The sequence below is a fragment of the Dactylosporangium roseum genome (assembly GCF_025264685.1).
Lineage (GTDB): Bacteria > Actinomycetota > Actinomycetes > Mycobacteriales > Micromonosporaceae > Dactylosporangium > Dactylosporangium roseum.
Genome location: NZ_CP073721.1, coordinates 250,831 through 266,338, shown reverse-complemented (window position 1 = coordinate 266,338; position 15,508 = coordinate 250,831). Strand labels below are relative to the sequence as shown.

13 protein-coding genes and 1 pseudogene are annotated in these 15,508 nt (G+C 72.5%); 1 reads left to right on the top strand and 13 read right to left on the bottom strand.

Annotated elements, in window-relative coordinates; translation table 11 throughout:
* Positions 1-9: 9 nt before the first annotated feature.
* The 6 genes from topA to Drose_RS01185 all read right to left on the bottom strand — a co-directional run bounded on the left by topA (position 10) and on the right by Drose_RS01185 (position 8,190).
* Positions 10-2,796, bottom strand: a complete 2,787-nt coding sequence (gene topA / locus Drose_RS01210; RefSeq protein ID WP_260726326.1) for a type I DNA topoisomerase — start codon at positions 2,794-2,796, stop codon at positions 10-12.
* Positions 2,797-3,044: 248 nt separating this feature from the next.
* Positions 3,045-4,136 (bottom strand): hypothetical protein, encoded by a 1,092-nt coding sequence (locus Drose_RS01205; protein WP_260729980.1) that lies wholly within the window; start codon positions 4,134-4,136, stop codon positions 3,045-3,047.
* Entirely contained in the window at positions 4,127-4,660 is a 534-nt protein-coding gene (locus Drose_RS01200) for a hypothetical protein (protein WP_260726325.1), read from the bottom strand. The genes Drose_RS01205 and Drose_RS01200 overlap by 10 nt, the downstream gene beginning before the upstream one ends.
* Positions 4,661-4,749: 89 nt before the next feature.
* Entirely contained in the window at positions 4,750-7,110 is a 2,361-nt protein-coding gene (locus tag Drose_RS01195) for a sodium-translocating pyrophosphatase (protein WP_260726324.1), read from the bottom strand.
* 221 nt (positions 7,111-7,331) lie between these two features.
* The gene (locus tag Drose_RS01190; RefSeq protein ID WP_260726323.1) at positions 7,332-7,811 is read right to left on the bottom strand and encodes an ATP-binding protein; all 480 of its coding nucleotides are present in this window, start codon (positions 7,809-7,811) and stop codon (positions 7,332-7,334) included.
* A 4-nt stretch (positions 7,812-7,815) separates the two neighbouring features.
* Positions 7,816-8,190, bottom strand: coding sequence for an STAS domain-containing protein (locus Drose_RS01185; protein WP_260726322.1), 375 nt, complete (start codon positions 8,188-8,190; stop codon positions 7,816-7,818).
* Positions 8,191-8,342: 152 nt separating this feature from the next.
* Here Drose_RS01185 and Drose_RS01180 point away from each other — a divergent pair, with 152 nt between their 5' ends.
* A complete protein-coding gene (locus tag Drose_RS01180) occupies positions 8,343-10,661 on the top strand; it encodes a DEAD/DEAH box helicase (RefSeq protein WP_260726321.1) in 2,319 nt (772 codons plus the stop codon).
* Between the two features lie 155 nt (positions 10,662-10,816).
* On the opposite strand, the pseudogene Drose_RS01175 reads toward Drose_RS01180, so the two are convergent.
* The 7 genes and pseudogenes from Drose_RS01175 to ssd all read right to left on the bottom strand — a co-directional run.
* A pseudogene (locus Drose_RS01175) lies at positions 10,817-11,125 on the bottom strand (Rv3654c family TadE-like protein); the annotation flags it as partial.
* Positions 11,122-11,538: a TadE family type IV pilus minor pilin gene (locus tag Drose_RS01170; protein WP_260726320.1), complete on the bottom strand. Its 417-nt coding sequence runs from the start codon at positions 11,536-11,538 to the stop codon at positions 11,122-11,124. The gene Drose_RS01170 and the pseudogene Drose_RS01175, both read right to left, overlap by 4 nt.
* A complete protein-coding gene (locus Drose_RS01165; protein WP_260726319.1) occupies positions 11,535-11,714 on the bottom strand; it encodes a DUF4244 domain-containing protein in 180 nt (59 codons plus the stop codon). The genes Drose_RS01170 and Drose_RS01165 overlap by 4 nt, the downstream gene beginning before the upstream one ends.
* 44 nt (positions 11,715-11,758) lie before the next feature.
* Entirely contained in the window at positions 11,759-12,364 is a 606-nt protein-coding gene (locus Drose_RS01160; protein ID WP_260726318.1) for a type II secretion system F family protein, read from the bottom strand.
* Positions 12,361-13,185, bottom strand: coding sequence for a type II secretion system F family protein (locus Drose_RS01155; protein ID WP_260726317.1), 825 nt, complete (start codon positions 13,183-13,185; stop codon positions 12,361-12,363). The genes Drose_RS01160 and Drose_RS01155 overlap by 4 nt, the downstream gene beginning before the upstream one ends.
* Positions 13,182-14,315 (bottom strand): TadA family conjugal transfer-associated ATPase, encoded by a 1,134-nt coding sequence (locus tag Drose_RS01150; protein ID WP_260726316.1) that lies wholly within the window; start codon positions 14,313-14,315, stop codon positions 13,182-13,184. The genes Drose_RS01155 and Drose_RS01150 overlap by 4 nt, the downstream gene beginning before the upstream one ends.
* A complete protein-coding gene (gene ssd / locus Drose_RS01145) occupies positions 14,312-15,406 on the bottom strand; it encodes a septum site-determining protein Ssd (protein ID WP_260726315.1) in 1,095 nt (364 codons plus the stop codon). Before ssd ends, Drose_RS01150 begins: the two co-directional genes overlap by 4 nt.
* Positions 15,407-15,508: the final 102 nt, after the last annotated feature.

The window sequence follows — 15,508 nt, the reverse complement described above, 5'->3', positions numbered from 1 at the left end:
GGGTGGGGGTCAGGGCGTTGGTGGGGGTGGCTTCCTGGCGGTGGCCTTCTTCGCCGGGGTTGCCTTCTTCGCGGCCGTTGCCTTGGTCGCCGTCGCCTTCGCCGCGGTCTTCTTCGCCGCGGGCTTCTTGGCCGGGGTGGCGTCGCCGGCTGTGGCCTTCTTCGCCGCGCGGGCCTTCTTCGGCGCCGGGCCCTTGGCCCGCTTCTCGGCGAGCATCTCGCTTGCCTCGTTGACGGTCAGCGTCTCGACCGACTGGCTGCGCCGCAGCGAGGCGTTGAACTCGCCGTCGGTGACGTACGGCCCGAACCGCCCGTCCTTGATCACCAACGGCTTCTCGGTCGCCGGGTCGACGCCCATCTCCCGCAGCGGCGGCTTGGCGACCGCCCGGCCACGCGTCTTCGGCGCCGCCAGCAGGGCCAGCGCCTCCTCGAGCGTGATCGTGAAAAGCTGGTCTTCGCTCGCCAGTGAGCGGGTGTCGTTGCCGCGCTTGATGTACGGCCCGTACCGCCCCGGCGATGCCTTGATCTCCTCGCCGGCCTCGTCCTTGCCGACGACCCGAGGCAGCGTGAGCAGCTTGAGCGCCTCGGCCAGGGTCAGGTGCTCCGGCGACTGGGTCGACAGCAGGGAGGCGTTCTTGTCGCCGGTCGACACGTAGGGCCCGTACCGCCCGGACTTCAGCACCACCGGCTCACCCGTCTCCGGGTGCTCGCCGAGCTTGCGCTCGCCGCCGCTACCGCCGACGAAGAGCTCCGCCACCTTCTCCGGGGTGAGCTCGTCGGGTGCGATGCCCTCGGGCACCGGCGCCCGGTCGCCCTCCTCGCCCTCGGGCGCACCGGCCACGGTCCGCTGCAAGTAGGGGCCGTATCGCCCGACGCGCACCACCACGTCGCGATTGGCCTCGTCACGGAAAAGCGGGATCGAGTTGATCCCGCGAGCGTCGATCTCACCCAGTCGTTCGGTCACCATGCGCTTCAGACCGCCCTGACGGGCCACCGACCCTTCGTCGCCGGTGTCGCCACCGAAGTAGAAGGGGCGCAGGAAGTCGACGGTGCTCTCGTCACCGGCCGCGATCTCGTCGAGGACGTTTTCCATCGACGCGGTGAAGTCGTAGTCGACCAGGCGCGGGAAGTGCTTCTCCAGCAGCCCCACGACGGCGAACGCGAGGAACGAGGGGATGAGTGCCTGGCCGCGCTTGAAGACGTACCCGCGGTCCTGGATGGTCTGCATGATCGACGCATACGTCGACGGCCGGCCGATACCGAGCTCCTCCATGGCCTTCACCAGCGACGCCTCGGTGTACCGCGGCGGCGGCTGGGTGGTGTGCCCGGTCGGGGTGAGGCCCTGCTCGGTCAGCGGCTGGCCCTTGACCAGCACCGGCAGGCGCCGCTCGGCGTCCTCGGCCTCGGCGTTCTCGTCGTCGGACGACTCGACGTAGGCCCGCAGGAAGCCCGGGTCGGTGATGGTCTTGCCGGTCGCGGCGAAGTCCACCGACTCCTGCGCCGGGGTCGTCGCGTTGATCCGCACGGAGGTGCTGTTGCCGACCGCGTCGGTCATCTGGGAGGCGATGGTCCGCTGCCAGATCAGCTCGTAGAGCCGCAGCTCCTCGGCGGACAGCTCCTTGGCGACGTCACCGGGCGTCCGGAACGAGTCACCGGCGGGGCGGATCGCCTCGTGGGCCTCCTGCGCGTTCTTGACCTTGCCGGTGTACCGGCGGGGCTGCGGCGGGACGGCGGACGCGCCGTACAGATCCTGGATCTGCCGGCGGGCGGCGGCGATCGCGGCCTCGGACAGGTTGACCGAGTCCGTACGCATGTACGTGATGTAGCCGTTCTCATACAGCCGCTGGGCCACCCGCATGGTCTGCGCGCTGGACAGCCGCAGCTTGCGGGCCGACTCCTGCTGCAGCGTGGAGGTGATGAACGGCGGGTATGGCTTGCGGCGGTACGGCTTCTCCTCGACCCGGGTGACCGTGAACGGCCGGCCCTCCAGGCGGGCGGCCAGGCCGCGGGCGCCCTGCTCGTCGAGGTGGATCACGCCGGCGCCGGGCTTGACCAGACCCGTCTCCGGCCCGAAGTCACGGCCGGTCGCGACGCGGTCACCGTCGATCGCGATGAGGTTGGCGTTGAACGTGCGGGTGTCGTTCTCCGGCAGCAGCTTGGCGACGATGTCCCAGTATTCGGCCGAACGGAACCGCATCCGCTGCCGCTCGCGCTCGACCACGATGCGGGTCGCGACCGACTGCACCCGTCCCGCCGACAGGCCGCGCTGGACCTTCTTCCACAAGACGGTGGAGACGTCGTACCCGTACAGGCGGTCCAGGATGCGGCGCGCCTCCTGGGCGTCGACCAGGGCGCGGTTGATGTCCCGCGGATTGGCGACGGCGGCCTGGATCGCCGGCCGGGTGATCTCGTGGAAGACCATCCGCTTGACCGGCACCTTCGGCTTGAGCGTCTCGAAAAGGTGCCAGGCGATCGCCTCGCCCTCGCGGTCCTCGTCCGTGGCGAGGTAGACCTCGCTCGCGTCCTTGAGGAGGGCTTTCAGACGGGTGATCTGCTTTCGGCGGTCGGCCGAGATGATATAGACCGGGGCGAAATCGTTGTCGACATCGACCCCGAGGTAGGCCCACGGCTTGCTCTTGAGGTCGTCGGGCATGTCCTTCTTGCCCGCCGGCAGGTCACGGACATGGCCGAAGCTCGCCTCCACGACGTAATTCGGGCCGAGATAGCCCGAAATCGTCTTGGCCTTGGCCGGCGACTCCACGATCACCAGCCGCTTCGTGTTGGCGGAGTTCGGCACAGTTCTCCCCGGTGCGGACGGACAGACGTCAAACGTAACGCGCGCCTGCTCGCCGGGTTGCGCAATGGGCGCGGGCCCCGACGGTCGGCACGCGACACGCCGATCGGCGCCACGGTACACCCATAGGCAACCGCGACCTGCCCGATCTTGCGATCGTGTCGCATCGGCTGCCGTATTTGTGACGATTTGTCACCCTGTCATCGGTCCGGTTACCGGCGGTTCACGTCACGTGGGTTAGTTACGCCACCCTACCCCGGCCAAGCTCCCGCCAGAGCCTCCGGAGGCGCCTCCCCGACGAGTTCGGCGAGGCGTGCGATCCGGCGAGCTCCCACGATGCGGTACGCCGGTCCGCCCTGGTCAGGCGCGATGAACACCGCCGGCAGGCCGACCGCGGCAAGGGCCTCGCCGACCGCCAGCCAGTTGTCCGCGACCCGCCGATCGATGACGTCTTCTGCCGGGTTTTCAGCCGGTTGTTTTGCTTCTGGCGCAATTTCGGGCGGTTCCGGCTCGGTAGCCGGATCCGTGACCGGATCCAGCACGACGGCCGGCAGACCCGCGAGCCCGGAGTCCGGCCAGTCGTCGCGCACCTCGTCGACGAACGGATCCACTTCGGCGTACTCGTCGGGGCCGTCGAACGCGTCGAAGTCCGCGTACTCGTCCGGGCCGGGGTCGAACGCGGAGACCTGGCTTTCGCTCTTCTTGCGCCGTTTGTTCGGTTTCTGGTCGGCGGTGCGCACTCTGGTCCCGCCGGCGCGACCGTTCGCCGCGGCCCGGTTCTCGGGCACGGGGACAGCGACCGCTTCCGGCTCACCCTGATCGGCGGCCGCCGCCTCCGGCTCACCCCGATCGGCGGCCGCCGCCTCCTCCGGCTTTTCCTCCTCCGCCTCGCCCTCCTCCACCGGAGGCGGCTCCGGGAGGCGTGGCTTCGGAGCGAGCCGGAGCAGGTAGGCACGCTGGCCGTCGTACAGTCCCGCCGCCGCCACCCACAGACGCAGCCGCCGCCCGTCCAGCGCCAGCTCCGCCGGGCACCGCTTGCCGTCGTCGTCGAGCCAGCGCGCGGCGAGCGGGGCCAGCGCCGACGAGTACGCGGTCCGGACCAGCCACCGGTCGTCCTCGCCGGTCGGCTCGCAGGTCACCACCAGGTCGCGCAGCCCGCACTCGGCCCGCAGCACGGCACAGCGCCAGGCCTCCTCGACCACGACCGACACCCGGCCGGTGCCGCCCATCCGGCCGACCTGCCCCGCCCCGAGCAGCAGTCCCTCGAGGTCGAGCGGCGCCGGTGGGCGCGCCTCCACCCCGAACAGCGAGAGTTGCCGGCCCCGGGCCGGCGTCACCGACACTCGGGCACCTCGCCGAAGGCCTTCTGCAAGTCCTTCTGCCCGACGTGCGCCGGATCGATCGCGCTCTGCTCGTACTCCTCCTTGAGCGTGACGAACGCCGAGGTCACCGAGGAGTAGAACGCCTTGGAATCGATCGTCGGCAGGGCCGAGACCGTGCGCTTGGCGTTGCCGTACGCGTCGCGGGCCTTCGACAGCGACGCCGTGAACTGGGCGGCGATCTTGTCGCCGCCGGCGACCTGCGGGATGCCCGCGCCGTCGACCCCGGCCCGCGCTTTCTCACTCGCCGACTCGGCACCGGCCAGCAGATCGACGATGTTGGTCTTGGTCTGTACGGCGGTCTTCGCGGTCTGGAGCTGCTGCTGGGCCTTCGTGGTCAGGTCGGCGATCTCCGTGCGCCAGGGTGCCAAGGCCGTGCAGACCGACTGCGCCCACCGCTTCGGCGCCACGTCGCCGCTGCCGTCGTCGGAGCACCCCGCGGTACCCACCAAGATCATGACGACGGCAAATAGACGGCTGGCACGCATGACTTGCAGCCTAGAACCGATCGTGTGTTCGAGAAACATGACGCCCCGACCGGAACGGATCCGGTCGGGGCGTCGATGCGCCGGACGGGTCAGGCGGTGACCCGCTGCTCCGGAGCAGCCTCGTCGGAGGCGGTGCCGTCACCGGCGTCGACCGCCACCGGCTTGCGCTTGCTGGCGATGACCGCCACCGCGATGACCGCGACCGCGACGATCGCGATGCCGTAGCGAATCGCCTGGTTGCCGTCGCCGACCGTGTAGATGACCACGGCGGGCGCGATGAGCAGCGAGACCAGGTTCATCACCTTGATCAGCGGGTTGATGGCCGGGCCTGCGGTGTCCTTGAACGGGTCGCCGACGGTGTCGCCGATGACCGTCGCGGCGTGCGCGGGCGAGCCCTTGCCGCCGTGGGTGCCGTCCTCGACCAGCTTCTTCGCGTTGTCCCACGCCCCACCGGAGTTGGCCAGGAACACCGCCATCAGTGTGCCGGTGCCGATGGCACCGGCCAGGTAGGCGGCCAGCGGGCCGACACCGAGACCGAAGCCGACGGCGATCGGCGCCATCACCGCGAGCAGACCCGGCGTGATCAGCTCACGCTGGGCGTCGCGGGTGCAGATGTCGACGACCTTGCCGTACTCCGGACGCTGCGAGCCGTCCATGATGCCCGGGAACTCGCGGAACTGGCGGCGCACCTCGAACACGACCGAGCCCGCCGAACGGGCGACCGCGTTGATCGCCAGGCCGGAGAACAGGAACACGACGGCCGCGCCGATGAGCAGGCCCACCAGGTTGCGCGGGTTGGCGACGTTGAGCAGCACGTCGGTCGACAGCGCCGACTTCGCCTCGACCAGCGCCCGCTGCATCGTGTCGGTGTACGACCCGAACAGCGCGGTCGCCGCGAGCACCGCCGTCGCGATCGCGATGCCCTTGGTGATCGCCTTGGTGGTGTTGCCGACCGCGTCGAGCTCGGTCAGCGTGCGGGCGCCGCGCTCGTCGATGTCGCCGGACATCTCGGCGATGCCCTGCGCGTTGTCGCTGATCGGGCCGAACGTGTCCATCGCGACGATGACGCCGACGGTGGTGAGCAGGCCGGTGCCGGCCATGGCGACGGCGAAGAGCGACAGGGTGATCGAGCCGCCACCGAGCAGGAAGGCACCGAAGACGCCCGCGCCGATGACGATCGCCGAGTAGACGGCCGACTCGAAGCCGACGCTCACCCCGGCGAGCACCACGGTGGCCGGACCGGTCAGCGCGCTCTTGCCGATGTCCTTGACCGGGCGGCGCTCGGTCTCGGTGAAGTAGCCGGTCAGGGCCTGGATGACCGCGGCCAGTGCGATGCCGATGACCACGGCGATGATGGCGGTGACGTGCGGGCCGAACGGCGGGGCGTCACCGTCGGCGAGGTGCAGCGTGGCGCGCCACTCGTTGCCCAGCAGATCGGCCCAGCCGGTCGGCAGGAAGAACAGGGCCGCGGCGGCGACCAGCACGGCGGAGACGACGGCGGAGATGTAGAACGCGCGGTTGATCGCGACGAGACCGTTGCGGTCGGACGGGCGCAGGCGGGTGAGCGCCACACCGAGGATCGCCACGAGGACGCCGATGGTGGAGACGACGAGCGGGAAGACCAGGCCGTCGACACCGAACGCGGCACGGCCCAGGATCAGGGCCGCGACCAGGGTGACGGCGTAGGACTCGAAGAGATCCGCGGCCATACCGGCACAGTCGCCCACGTTGTCGCCGACGTTGTCGGCGATCGTCGCGGCGTTGCGCGGGTCGTCCTCGGGAATGTTCTTCTCGACCTTGCCGACCAGGTCGGCGCCGACGTCGGCGGCCTTGGTGAAGATGCCGCCGCCGACCCGCATGAACATGGCGAGCAGCGCGGCACCGAAGCCGAAGCCCTCCAGCACGGTCGGGGCGTCACCCTTGAAGATGAGCACCACCAGCGCCGCACCGAACAGGCCCAGGCCCACGGTGAGGAAGCCGACGACGCCACCGGTGCGGAACGCGATCTGCATCGCCTTCTCACGGCCGCCGTCCTCCCGGGCCGCCGCCGCGACGCGCAGGTTGGCGCGGGTGGCCAGCGCCATGCCGGCGCCACCGATGAAGGCCGAGAACACGGCACCGACGACGAAGAACGCCGACCGGCCGATCTTGACTAGGGTCTCGTTGCCCCCGGTGTCACTCACCGGGAGCAGGAACAAAAGCACGACCGCGATGACCACGAAGATGCCGAGGGTCTTGAACTGGCGCGTGAGGTACGCGGACGCGCCCTCCTGCACCGCCCCGGAGATCTCCTGCATCTTGGGGGTGCCCCGTCCGGTCGCGAGTACTGCCTTGACCAGCGCCGCAGCGAAGCCCAATGCCACGAAGGCGATGACCAGCGCGACGACGACATAGGTCAGGTTGCTCCCGGAAAGGGAAATCTCGCCAGCCGCGGCGAGTGATCCGGACATTCGTTGTCCTCCTGTACCGACACATGACAGCGCCGCGAGCGGGTCAGGCCGGCGGCGGGTTCTCCACGTGGGGAGCCGTGATGAGCGGTCGAGGTACCCGATGCCCAGGCCCGCTATACACGATCGCCGTACTCTAGCCGTCTACCGTGTCAGTGGTCACACCGACTTGCGCGATTGCCACATTGAATTTCATCACTAGTCGCTGGTTCTGGCCCGTTTCGTCAGTCGTTGGGGCGTTCCAGCGGCCAAGACATGCGTACCTCGGTGCCGACCCCTTCGGACAATTCGGACACGTTGAGGTCGTCCACCAGGCCCGCGAGCAGGGCGAGACCCATGCGGGCGGCAACCGCCTCCTCGGCCAGGAGGTCGGGGGGCGTGCTCAGCGGCAACGCGGGATCGGACAGCAGCACGGCGGCGTCGCCGCCCTCGGGCGTGCGGGTGACCATGGCGCCGTTGGCAGCCCGGTCGACCACCCGGACGGTGAATCGGTCGCCGTCGGCCATCGCGACGTCGACCAGGTCGTCGAGGCCGCGCGATCGGTGCAGCGCCACGGCGCGGGAGCACGCCTCACCGATCGCCAGACGGACCTCTTCCAGCAGCTCTTCGGCCACTCCCGCCCGCCGCGCGACGGCCACGCCGACCAGCCGGGCGGTGCGGACGTGCGCGGCGGCCGGCGAGAACGACAGTCGGACGGTGGGCATGGACCTACGCTTTGGGAGCTTTGGGGTCTACGTCCGAGCCGTCCGCACTCGTCGCGGCGGCCACGGTGTCGTACAACGAGAAGACCCGGTCCAGGGCGGTGATGCGGAAGATCTTCAGCAGTCGCTCATGGGAGCAGACCAGGCCGAAGGTGCCGTTGACCGCACGGAGCCGCTTGAGCGCGCCGACCAGCACGCCCAGCCCCGTCGAGTCGAGGAACTCGACCCGGCCCAGGTCGACGACGACGTGCCGGGCGCCCTGCTCGACCAACTCGACCAGCTTCTCGCGGAGCCGCGGGGCGGTGTAGACGTCCACCTCACCGCCGACTTCGAGCACTGTGTGGTCGCCGGAGGCATACGTCGACAACGACAGCGTCTCCATGCGGACCTCCTCTTCTGGCCGTTGCGCGAACCGAGTCCTCCACGGGCATCTAACCATCGACGCCACCCTGAGGCGACGCTCCACCCCCTTTCCCACATTCGCCGGGTGCGTACCGTCGCCGCGGCTTCGAACAGGTGTCTTAGAGTGCAGGCGTGACGGTCGCACCAACCTTCCCGCCGCTGCGCCGGTCCGCGTCCCTCACGCACATCGAGGAACTCCCACCGCGCAGCGGTGACCCCGTCCCCTGGCCCGCCTGGGTCCCACCCGCGCTGAGCTCGGCGTTCGCCGCTCGCGGCGTCGCCGCACCCTGGCGCCACCAGGCTGCCGCGGCCACCTCCGCCTGGGACGGCACCCACACCGTCGTCGCCACCGGAACCGGCTCCGGCAAATCCCTCGCCTACCAGCTTCCCGCTCTCGCGACGCTACTCTCCGACGACCGGGCCACCGCGCTCTACCTCGCCCCGACCAAGGCCCTCGCCGCCGACCAGCTTCGCACCCTCGAATCCCTGGACCTGCCCGGCATCCGCCCGGCCACCTACGACGGCGACACCAACCGCGAGGAACGCGAATGGGTCCGCCGGCACGCCCGGGTCGTGCTCACCAACCCCGACATGCTCCACCACGGCATCCTGCCCGGCCACGCCGCTTGGGCCAGGTTCCTGCGCGGCCTGCGCTACGTCATCGTCGACGAGTCCCACGCCTACCGCGGCGTCTTCGGCTCGCACGTCGCCCACGTGCTGCGCCGCCTGCGCCGGGTGGCCGCCCGCTACCGGTCCGCCCCCTGCTTCGTGCTGGCCTCCGCCACCGCCGGCGACCCCGCCCGCTCCGGCACCCGGCTGGCCGGCCTCCCCGTCGCCGCCTTCACTGAGGACTCCTCCCCGCGGGGTGGGGTGACGTTCGCGCTGTGGGAGCCGCCGTTGCTGCCCGCGCGGACCACGGACGCCTTCACGGACGCCTTCACCGCCGCGTTCACCGACGCCGAGCCGGTCCGGCGGTCCGCCCTCGCCGAAACCGCGGACCTCCTCGCCGACGCCGTGTCCGCCGGAGTCCGCACCCTCGCCTTCGTCCGCTCCCGCAAGGGCGCCGAACTCGTCGCCACCATGGCCCGCCGCTCCCTCGACCTCGCCGTCCCCGGCCTCGGCTCCCGGGTCGCCGCCTACCGCTCCGGCTATCTGCGCGAGGACCGCCGCGCCCTCGAACGCGACCTCATCGACGGCACCCTGCTCGGCCTGGCCTCCACCAATGCCCTGGAGCTGGGTGTGGACCTGACCGGCCTCGACGCGGTGCTCATCGCCGGCTACCCCGGCACCCTCGCCTCCCTCTGGCAGCAGGCCGGCCGGGCGGGCCGCGCAGGTCGCGACGCCTTCTGCGTGCTCATCGCCCGCGACGACCCCCTCGACACCTACCTCGTCCACCACCCCGAGGCGCTCTTCGGCCGCCCCGTCGAGGCCGCCGTCTTCGATCCCGGCAACCCGCACGTCCTCGCCCCGCAACTCTGCTGCGCCGCCGCCGAGCTCCCCATCACCCCCGCCGACCTGCCGATCTTCGGCCCGACCGCCGGGCCGACCCTCGACGCTCTCGTCGCTGCGGGCATCCTCCGCAAACGCCCCAGCGGCTGGTACTGGACCGAACGCCAACGCCCCGACGTCGACCTCCGCGGCGCCGGTGGCGGCCCCGTCGCCGTCGTCGAATCGGCCACCGGCCGCCTCCTCGGCACCGTGGACACCGGCTCGGCCCACCACCAGGTCCACACCGGCGCCGTCTACCTCCACCAGGGCACCTCCTACGTCGTCGACGAGCTCGACCTCGCCGACTCCGTGGCCCTCGTCCACGCCGAGGATCCCGATTGGAGCACCCACCCCCGCGACGTCACCGACCTCACCGTGCTCGCCGTCCGCGACACCCGCGCCATCGGCCCGGTGACTCTGTCCCTCGGCGAGGTGGAGGTCACCTCGCAGGTCGTCAGCTACCAACGCCGGCGCCTTGTCACCGGCGAGGTCATCGACACGTGCCAGCTCGACCTCCCCCAGCGCGTGCTGCGCACGATCGCCGTCTGGTGGACCGTCACCCCCGAGGCCCTCGACCGAGCCGGCATCCTCGACGTCGACCGGCCCGGCGCTCTCCACGCCGCCGAGCACGCCTCCATCGGCCTGCTCCCGCTGATCGCCACCTGCGACCGCTGGGACATCGGCGGCCTCTCCACCGCCGCGCACGCCGACACCGGCCTGCCGACCGTGTTCGTGTACGACGGCCACCCCGGCGGCGCCGGCTTCGCCGAACGCGCCTTCGAGGTCGCGCCCGAATGGCTGGGCGCCACCCGGACGGTCGTCGCCGAATGCCGGTGCGAGCACGGCTGCCCGTCGTGCGTCCAGTCCCCGAAGTGCGGCAACGGCAACAACCCTCTCGGCAAGGCCGACGCGGTGCGGGTCCTGACGCTGGTCCTCGACGCCTTGTCCCGGCCGGCGGCCTGACCGCCTGATCTCCTGGGGCCGGCCCGCACGGCAGCGTCGGGCTGGCCGTCCTGCGGGCCGGGGGCGGTCCGGCCGACGGCTAAGGCCAGCGGAACCGGGCCGGCCTTCGCCGAGGCGCGCACCTCCAGCCCCGCCGGCCCGGGCAGCTCCGCCGTCACCGTGACGTCGAGGCCCTCGACCCGGCAGGAAACCAGCCGGCCGCCGTTGGCGGACACCAGGCGGCCGGCCGCCGCACACGCCGCCCGCTCGCCCTCGACCGCCGTCAGCGCCCCTGCCAGCGCACCGGCATCGGCGGCGTTGCGCGCCCGGTGCCGGACCACGATCGCCCCGCCCACCGCCGTCACGATGCCCGCGGCGAGCACAAGGACCAGCCCGACCGCCAGCACCCACACCGTCGCCGACCCCCGCTCACGAGCAGCGCCGGATCGGGTCCCGCGGCCTCCGCTTCGCTTCCGGCCGGTCATGGGCCCTCGGCCTCCGGCTCGACCATGGCCACCGCGTCCTCCTCGACCGTGAACGCCGGCAGCAGCGCCATCGGTCGGACACGGAACCGGACCGTCGCACGCACCAGGCCGCCGTCGCGGTGGACCGAGATCGTGGCGCCCGACGGCGCGGTCTGCGAGGCGGCCGCCGACGCCGGCTCGCCGCGGGCCGCCGCCCGTGCCGCCACGCCGGCCGCGTCCGAGCACCGAACCTTGGCCGACAGCGCGGCCAGGCCGGTGAGGCCGGCGAGCAGCAGCAGGACGACGACAGGAAACGCCGCGGCGAGCTCGGCCGTCGCCGAGCCGCGGTCGCGGGGGCCGCCGGCCGCACCGATCCGGCGGCGCCGGTGCCGCGCTGTCCCGCGGTGGGCGCCACGATCCCGGTCGCTGCTCATGTCAGGGCTCGCCCGATGATGTTGGTCAGGGCGATGCGAGTGCTGTCGGACAGGACGACCTTCAGCAGCACGCCGGCGAGGCCGACCCCGACGAGCATGCACATGGCGTATTCGGCGGTGGTGACTCCGGCGTCCCCGAGACGGCAACGGCGGAGACGGGTTCGGATGGTGTGCACAGCGCTCCTTCGATGAGCTGAACTACGGATTGGACAGGCAGGTCTCAGAGCGCGACGAACACCTCACGCAGGACGGCGACGACGACGGGCACGACGCCCACCAGCACGAACGCCGGCAGGAAGCACATGCCGACCGGCAGCACGGCCAGGACACCGACCCGTTTGACCGCGGCCTCGACCGCGGCGGCCCTGGCCAGCCGCAGGTCGGCGGCCTGACGGTCGAGGACCAGGGCGAGCGCGGTGCCGCGCTCGGCGCTGCGCGTGGCCGCGGTGGCGAAGCGCCGCCCGCCGGGCAGGCCGGCCGTGTGCGCCCAGGCGGCCTCCGGCGTCGCGCCCAGCCGCAACGATCGGCCGGTGCGGGTCAGGCACAGTCCCACCGGTCCGCCCATCGCCTCGCCGACGACGAGCACGGCCCGGTCGGGCGGCGCGCCCGCACGCAATGCCGCGGCGAGCAGTTCGGCGGCGAACGGCAGGTCGGCGCGGGCCACGGCGCGCTCGCGACGGACCTGCGGTGACTCGACCCGGCGCAGGACCAGGCCGGCCGTCACGGCGGCGAGGACGCCCACGACGACGCCCGCCACGCCGCCGATCATCACCGCGAGGACCAGCCCACACAGCAGCGCCGCCGACCAGCGCGCCCCGGCGCTCACCTGGCCTCCTCACCGATGCCGGCAAGGATCCGAACGGTCCAGAAGAACCCGGCGGTCTGCAACGTGACGCCGATGACGGCGCAGGCACCGCCCAGCGGGGTGTGCAGCAACTGCTGGATCGGGTCGGTCCCGACGACGGTGCCGATCCACAAGCCCATGACTGGCAGGCACATCAGCAGCATGGCCGTGGCCTGAGCGGTCGAGGTCTGGCCCGCGGCCTCGATCCGCAGCGCCTGCCCTGCCCGCACGTCGGCGTCGACCCGGTCGAGCAGGCCGGCCAGCGGAATGCCGAGCTCCGCACCGACCCGCTGTGCCGCCTCCAGCCGGGCCACCGCGGTCCGCACGGCCGCGTCGTCGCGGACCGGTGCCGGGATCGGCGATCCGGACGCCCGAGCGGTGAGGTCCTCGACGCCGGCCACGATGCCCGCGCGGAGATCACCGGTGGCGGCCTCGACCGCTTCGAGCAGGTCGCCGAGCACCCGGTTCACGAGGCGCCGCACCATGATGCGGCGGGCGGCGGTGCTGGCCGTGGCGGCATACAGGACGGTCACGACCGCCGCGACCGGCCCGCCCACGAGCAGGGCGATCCCGCCGACGAGCGGCACGACGGCGATGAGCGCGGCGACCGGCCGCTCGATCAGCACCCGGGCGGCCCGCCGGGAGAGCCGTGCGAGCCGCCCGGACCGTGCCGCAGTCTCGTCCGGCGGGCCGGAAATCCGCACGAGGCGGGCTGCCGCCGGCCGCCGGTGCCGCAGCCAGAGCAGCGCGAAGACGACCGCGAGGACGGTCCCGGCCGTGACCGCCAGGTTGATCGGGTTCATACCCAGCCCCTCTCCGGCACGTACCGCCACGGACCCGACGGCCGTGGCGGGTTCACGTCGCGGGCCGCCAGCAGCGCGTCGAGATGCTCGGCGCCCGGGGCCGGTCCGCTGCCACGCCGCCAGGCCGTCAGCACGACGGCGGTGCGCTGGTCGGGATGGGCGTCCAGAACGCAGATCTCGGTCAGCACCCGCGTCCCGTCCGGGCTTCGCCGCAGGTGGATCACGACCCGCAGCGCGGCCAGCACGAGTGCGTGCAATGCCGCCCGCGGAATGCTGCCGAGCAGCCCGAGGGCCTCCAGCCGGGCGGGAACGTCGGCCGGCGAGTTGGCGTGCAGCGTGGCCGCGCCCCCCTCGTGCCCGGTGTTCAGAGCGCCGAGCAGGTCGACGATCTCGGCGCCCCGGCACTCGCCGACCACGAGCCGGTCGGGTCGCATCCGCAGGGCCTGACGGACCAGGTCGCGCAGCGTGATCTCGCCGGCGCCCTCCACGTTGGACATCCGCGATTGCAGGGAGACGACGTGCGGGTGAGCCGGGGCCAGCTCGGCGGCGTCCTCCACGATCACGAGCCGCTCGGCCGGCGGCACCAGCGACAGCAGCGTCGAGAGCATCGTCGTCTTGCCGGTGCCGGTGCCGCCGGTGATCAGGTAGGGCAACCGGGCGGCCACGACGGCGGCCAGCAGCCGGGCCGCGCCGGGGTCGACGGTCCCGCAGGCGACGAGCTCGTCGACGGTGAACGCCCGTCGCTGGAACGTGCGCAACGACAGATACGGCCCGTCCCGCCCGACCGGCGGGAGCACCGCGTGCAGGCGGGTGCCGTCGGGAAGCCGCACGTCCACCCACGGGCTGGCGTCGTCGAGGCGGCGTCCCGCGCTGGAGGCCAGCCGCTGCGCGAGGCGCCGCACCTCGGCCTGGTCGCCGAGCGTGCCGGGCACCCGGCGCAGGCCGGAGCCGCGGTCGACCCAGACCTCCACACCGTTGACGAGGACGTCGGTGACCGAGGGGTCGTTGAGCAGCGGCGCGAGCTTGCCCGCGCCGAGGAGGGCGGTGCCGGGCACGATCGGCGCTGTCGTCATCGGTGCGAGCTGCCTGCCCGCAACCGCTTTGCCCGGGGCCGCCTTCGTCGGGATCATGCCGCCACCCCGGTCGCCAGGCCCAGATCACCGAGGATGCGGCGGCACAGCGCCGCGAGCGGGCCGCGGCCGGTGCCAGCCGGTGGGGCGCCGCGCTCCAGCCGCCGCGGCAGGTCGGTCTCGGCCCGCAGCGTGCCGGCCACGGGCAGGCCGAGCGACCGGGAGATCTGCCGGGTGCGTAACCGGCCCGGTGCCGGGCCGCGCACGACCAGATGCAGCGCGTCGGTGTGCGGCGTGACGGTCGCCGCCACCCGGGCCGCGGCCACGCAGGCGCGGAGCTCGGCGGGGACGATCAGCAGGACCCGGTCGGCGGCCCGCAGCGCGAGAACAGCGGCGTCGTCGAGACGGCGGGGCAGGTCGGCGACGACGAGGTCACGCCCGCGGCTGCCGGCGTCGAGCGCGGCCGCCATCGCGTCGGACGGCAGGCCGGCGCCGGGCGCCTCGCGGTCGCAGGACAACACGGCGACGTCGCCGCGGCTGGGCAGCGCGTCGACCATGGCCGGCGGGTCGACCACGCCGGTGGCCTCGGCGAGCCCTGGCCAGCGGAGTCCGGCGAGGTCCTCCCAGCCGAGGACCAGGTCGACGCCGCCGCCGAGCGGGTCGGCGTCGACGAGCAACGAGCGCAGGCCGACGTTGCCGGCGGTGACCGCCAGCCCGGCGGCGAGCACGCTGGCGCCGGCTCCGCCGCGCCCGCCGAGCACGGCGAGAATCCGGCCCCGGTGTTCGGCCACCGGGCCGGTGAGCCGGGCGAACCTGTCGAGCAGCCAACCGGCGCCGTCGGGGATCTGCACGATGTGATCGGCGCCGATGGCGTCTGCCAGCATCGTCAGCCGGTCCATCCCGTGGTGCCCGGAGCCGTGGTGCCCGGGGCCGTGGGACAGCAGGAACACGTCGGACCGGTGCGGCAGCCGCGCCCGGGCGCAGGCCGTTGCCGACCCCTCGCCGATCAGGACGATCGGTGCCGAGGTGTAGCGGCTCCGCGCGGACTCCGGACCGGACTCCACGTCGAGGTCGAGCGGCAGCACGGCGGCAAGGTTGAGCACGTCGTCGAGCAGCTCATGGTCGTCGGTGACGAACAGTGGTCGATGCACGCGAACACCTTGGCGCGTGCCACCGATCGGCTTCGGGCCGTCAAGGCCGGATCTGTGGACAGCCGACGGCTTGTGGACAAGGCTCGCGGTGGGTACGTGGAT

What these genes read in the sequence shown, in the direction of transcription:
- Drose_RS01195 (WP_260726324.1), bottom strand. Translation starts at nt 7,110, where the DNA reads ATGTCCGGATCACTCGCCGCGGCTGGCGAGATTTCCCTTTCCGGGAGC.
- Drose_RS01155 (WP_260726317.1), bottom strand. Translation starts at nt 13,185, where the DNA reads ATGAACCCGATCAACCTGGCGGTCACGGCCGGGACCGTCCTCGCGGTC.
- Drose_RS01170 (WP_260726320.1), bottom strand. Translation starts at nt 11,538, where the DNA reads ATGAGCAGCGACCGGGATCGTGGCGCCCACCGCGGGACAGCGCGGCAC.
- Drose_RS01185 (WP_260726322.1), bottom strand. Translation starts at nt 8,190, where the DNA reads ATGGAGACGCTGTCGTTGTCGACGTATGCCTCCGGCGACCACACAGTG.
- Drose_RS01150 (WP_260726316.1), bottom strand. Translation starts at nt 14,315, where the DNA reads ATGATCCCGACGAAGGCGGCCCCGGGCAAAGCGGTTGCGGGCAGGCAG.
- Drose_RS01200 (WP_260726325.1), bottom strand. Translation starts at nt 4,660, where the DNA reads ATGCGTGCCAGCCGTCTATTTGCCGTCGTCATGATCTTGGTGGGTACC.
- Drose_RS01190 (WP_260726323.1), bottom strand. Translation starts at nt 7,811, where the DNA reads ATGCCCACCGTCCGACTGTCGTTCTCGCCGGCCGCCGCGCACGTCCGC.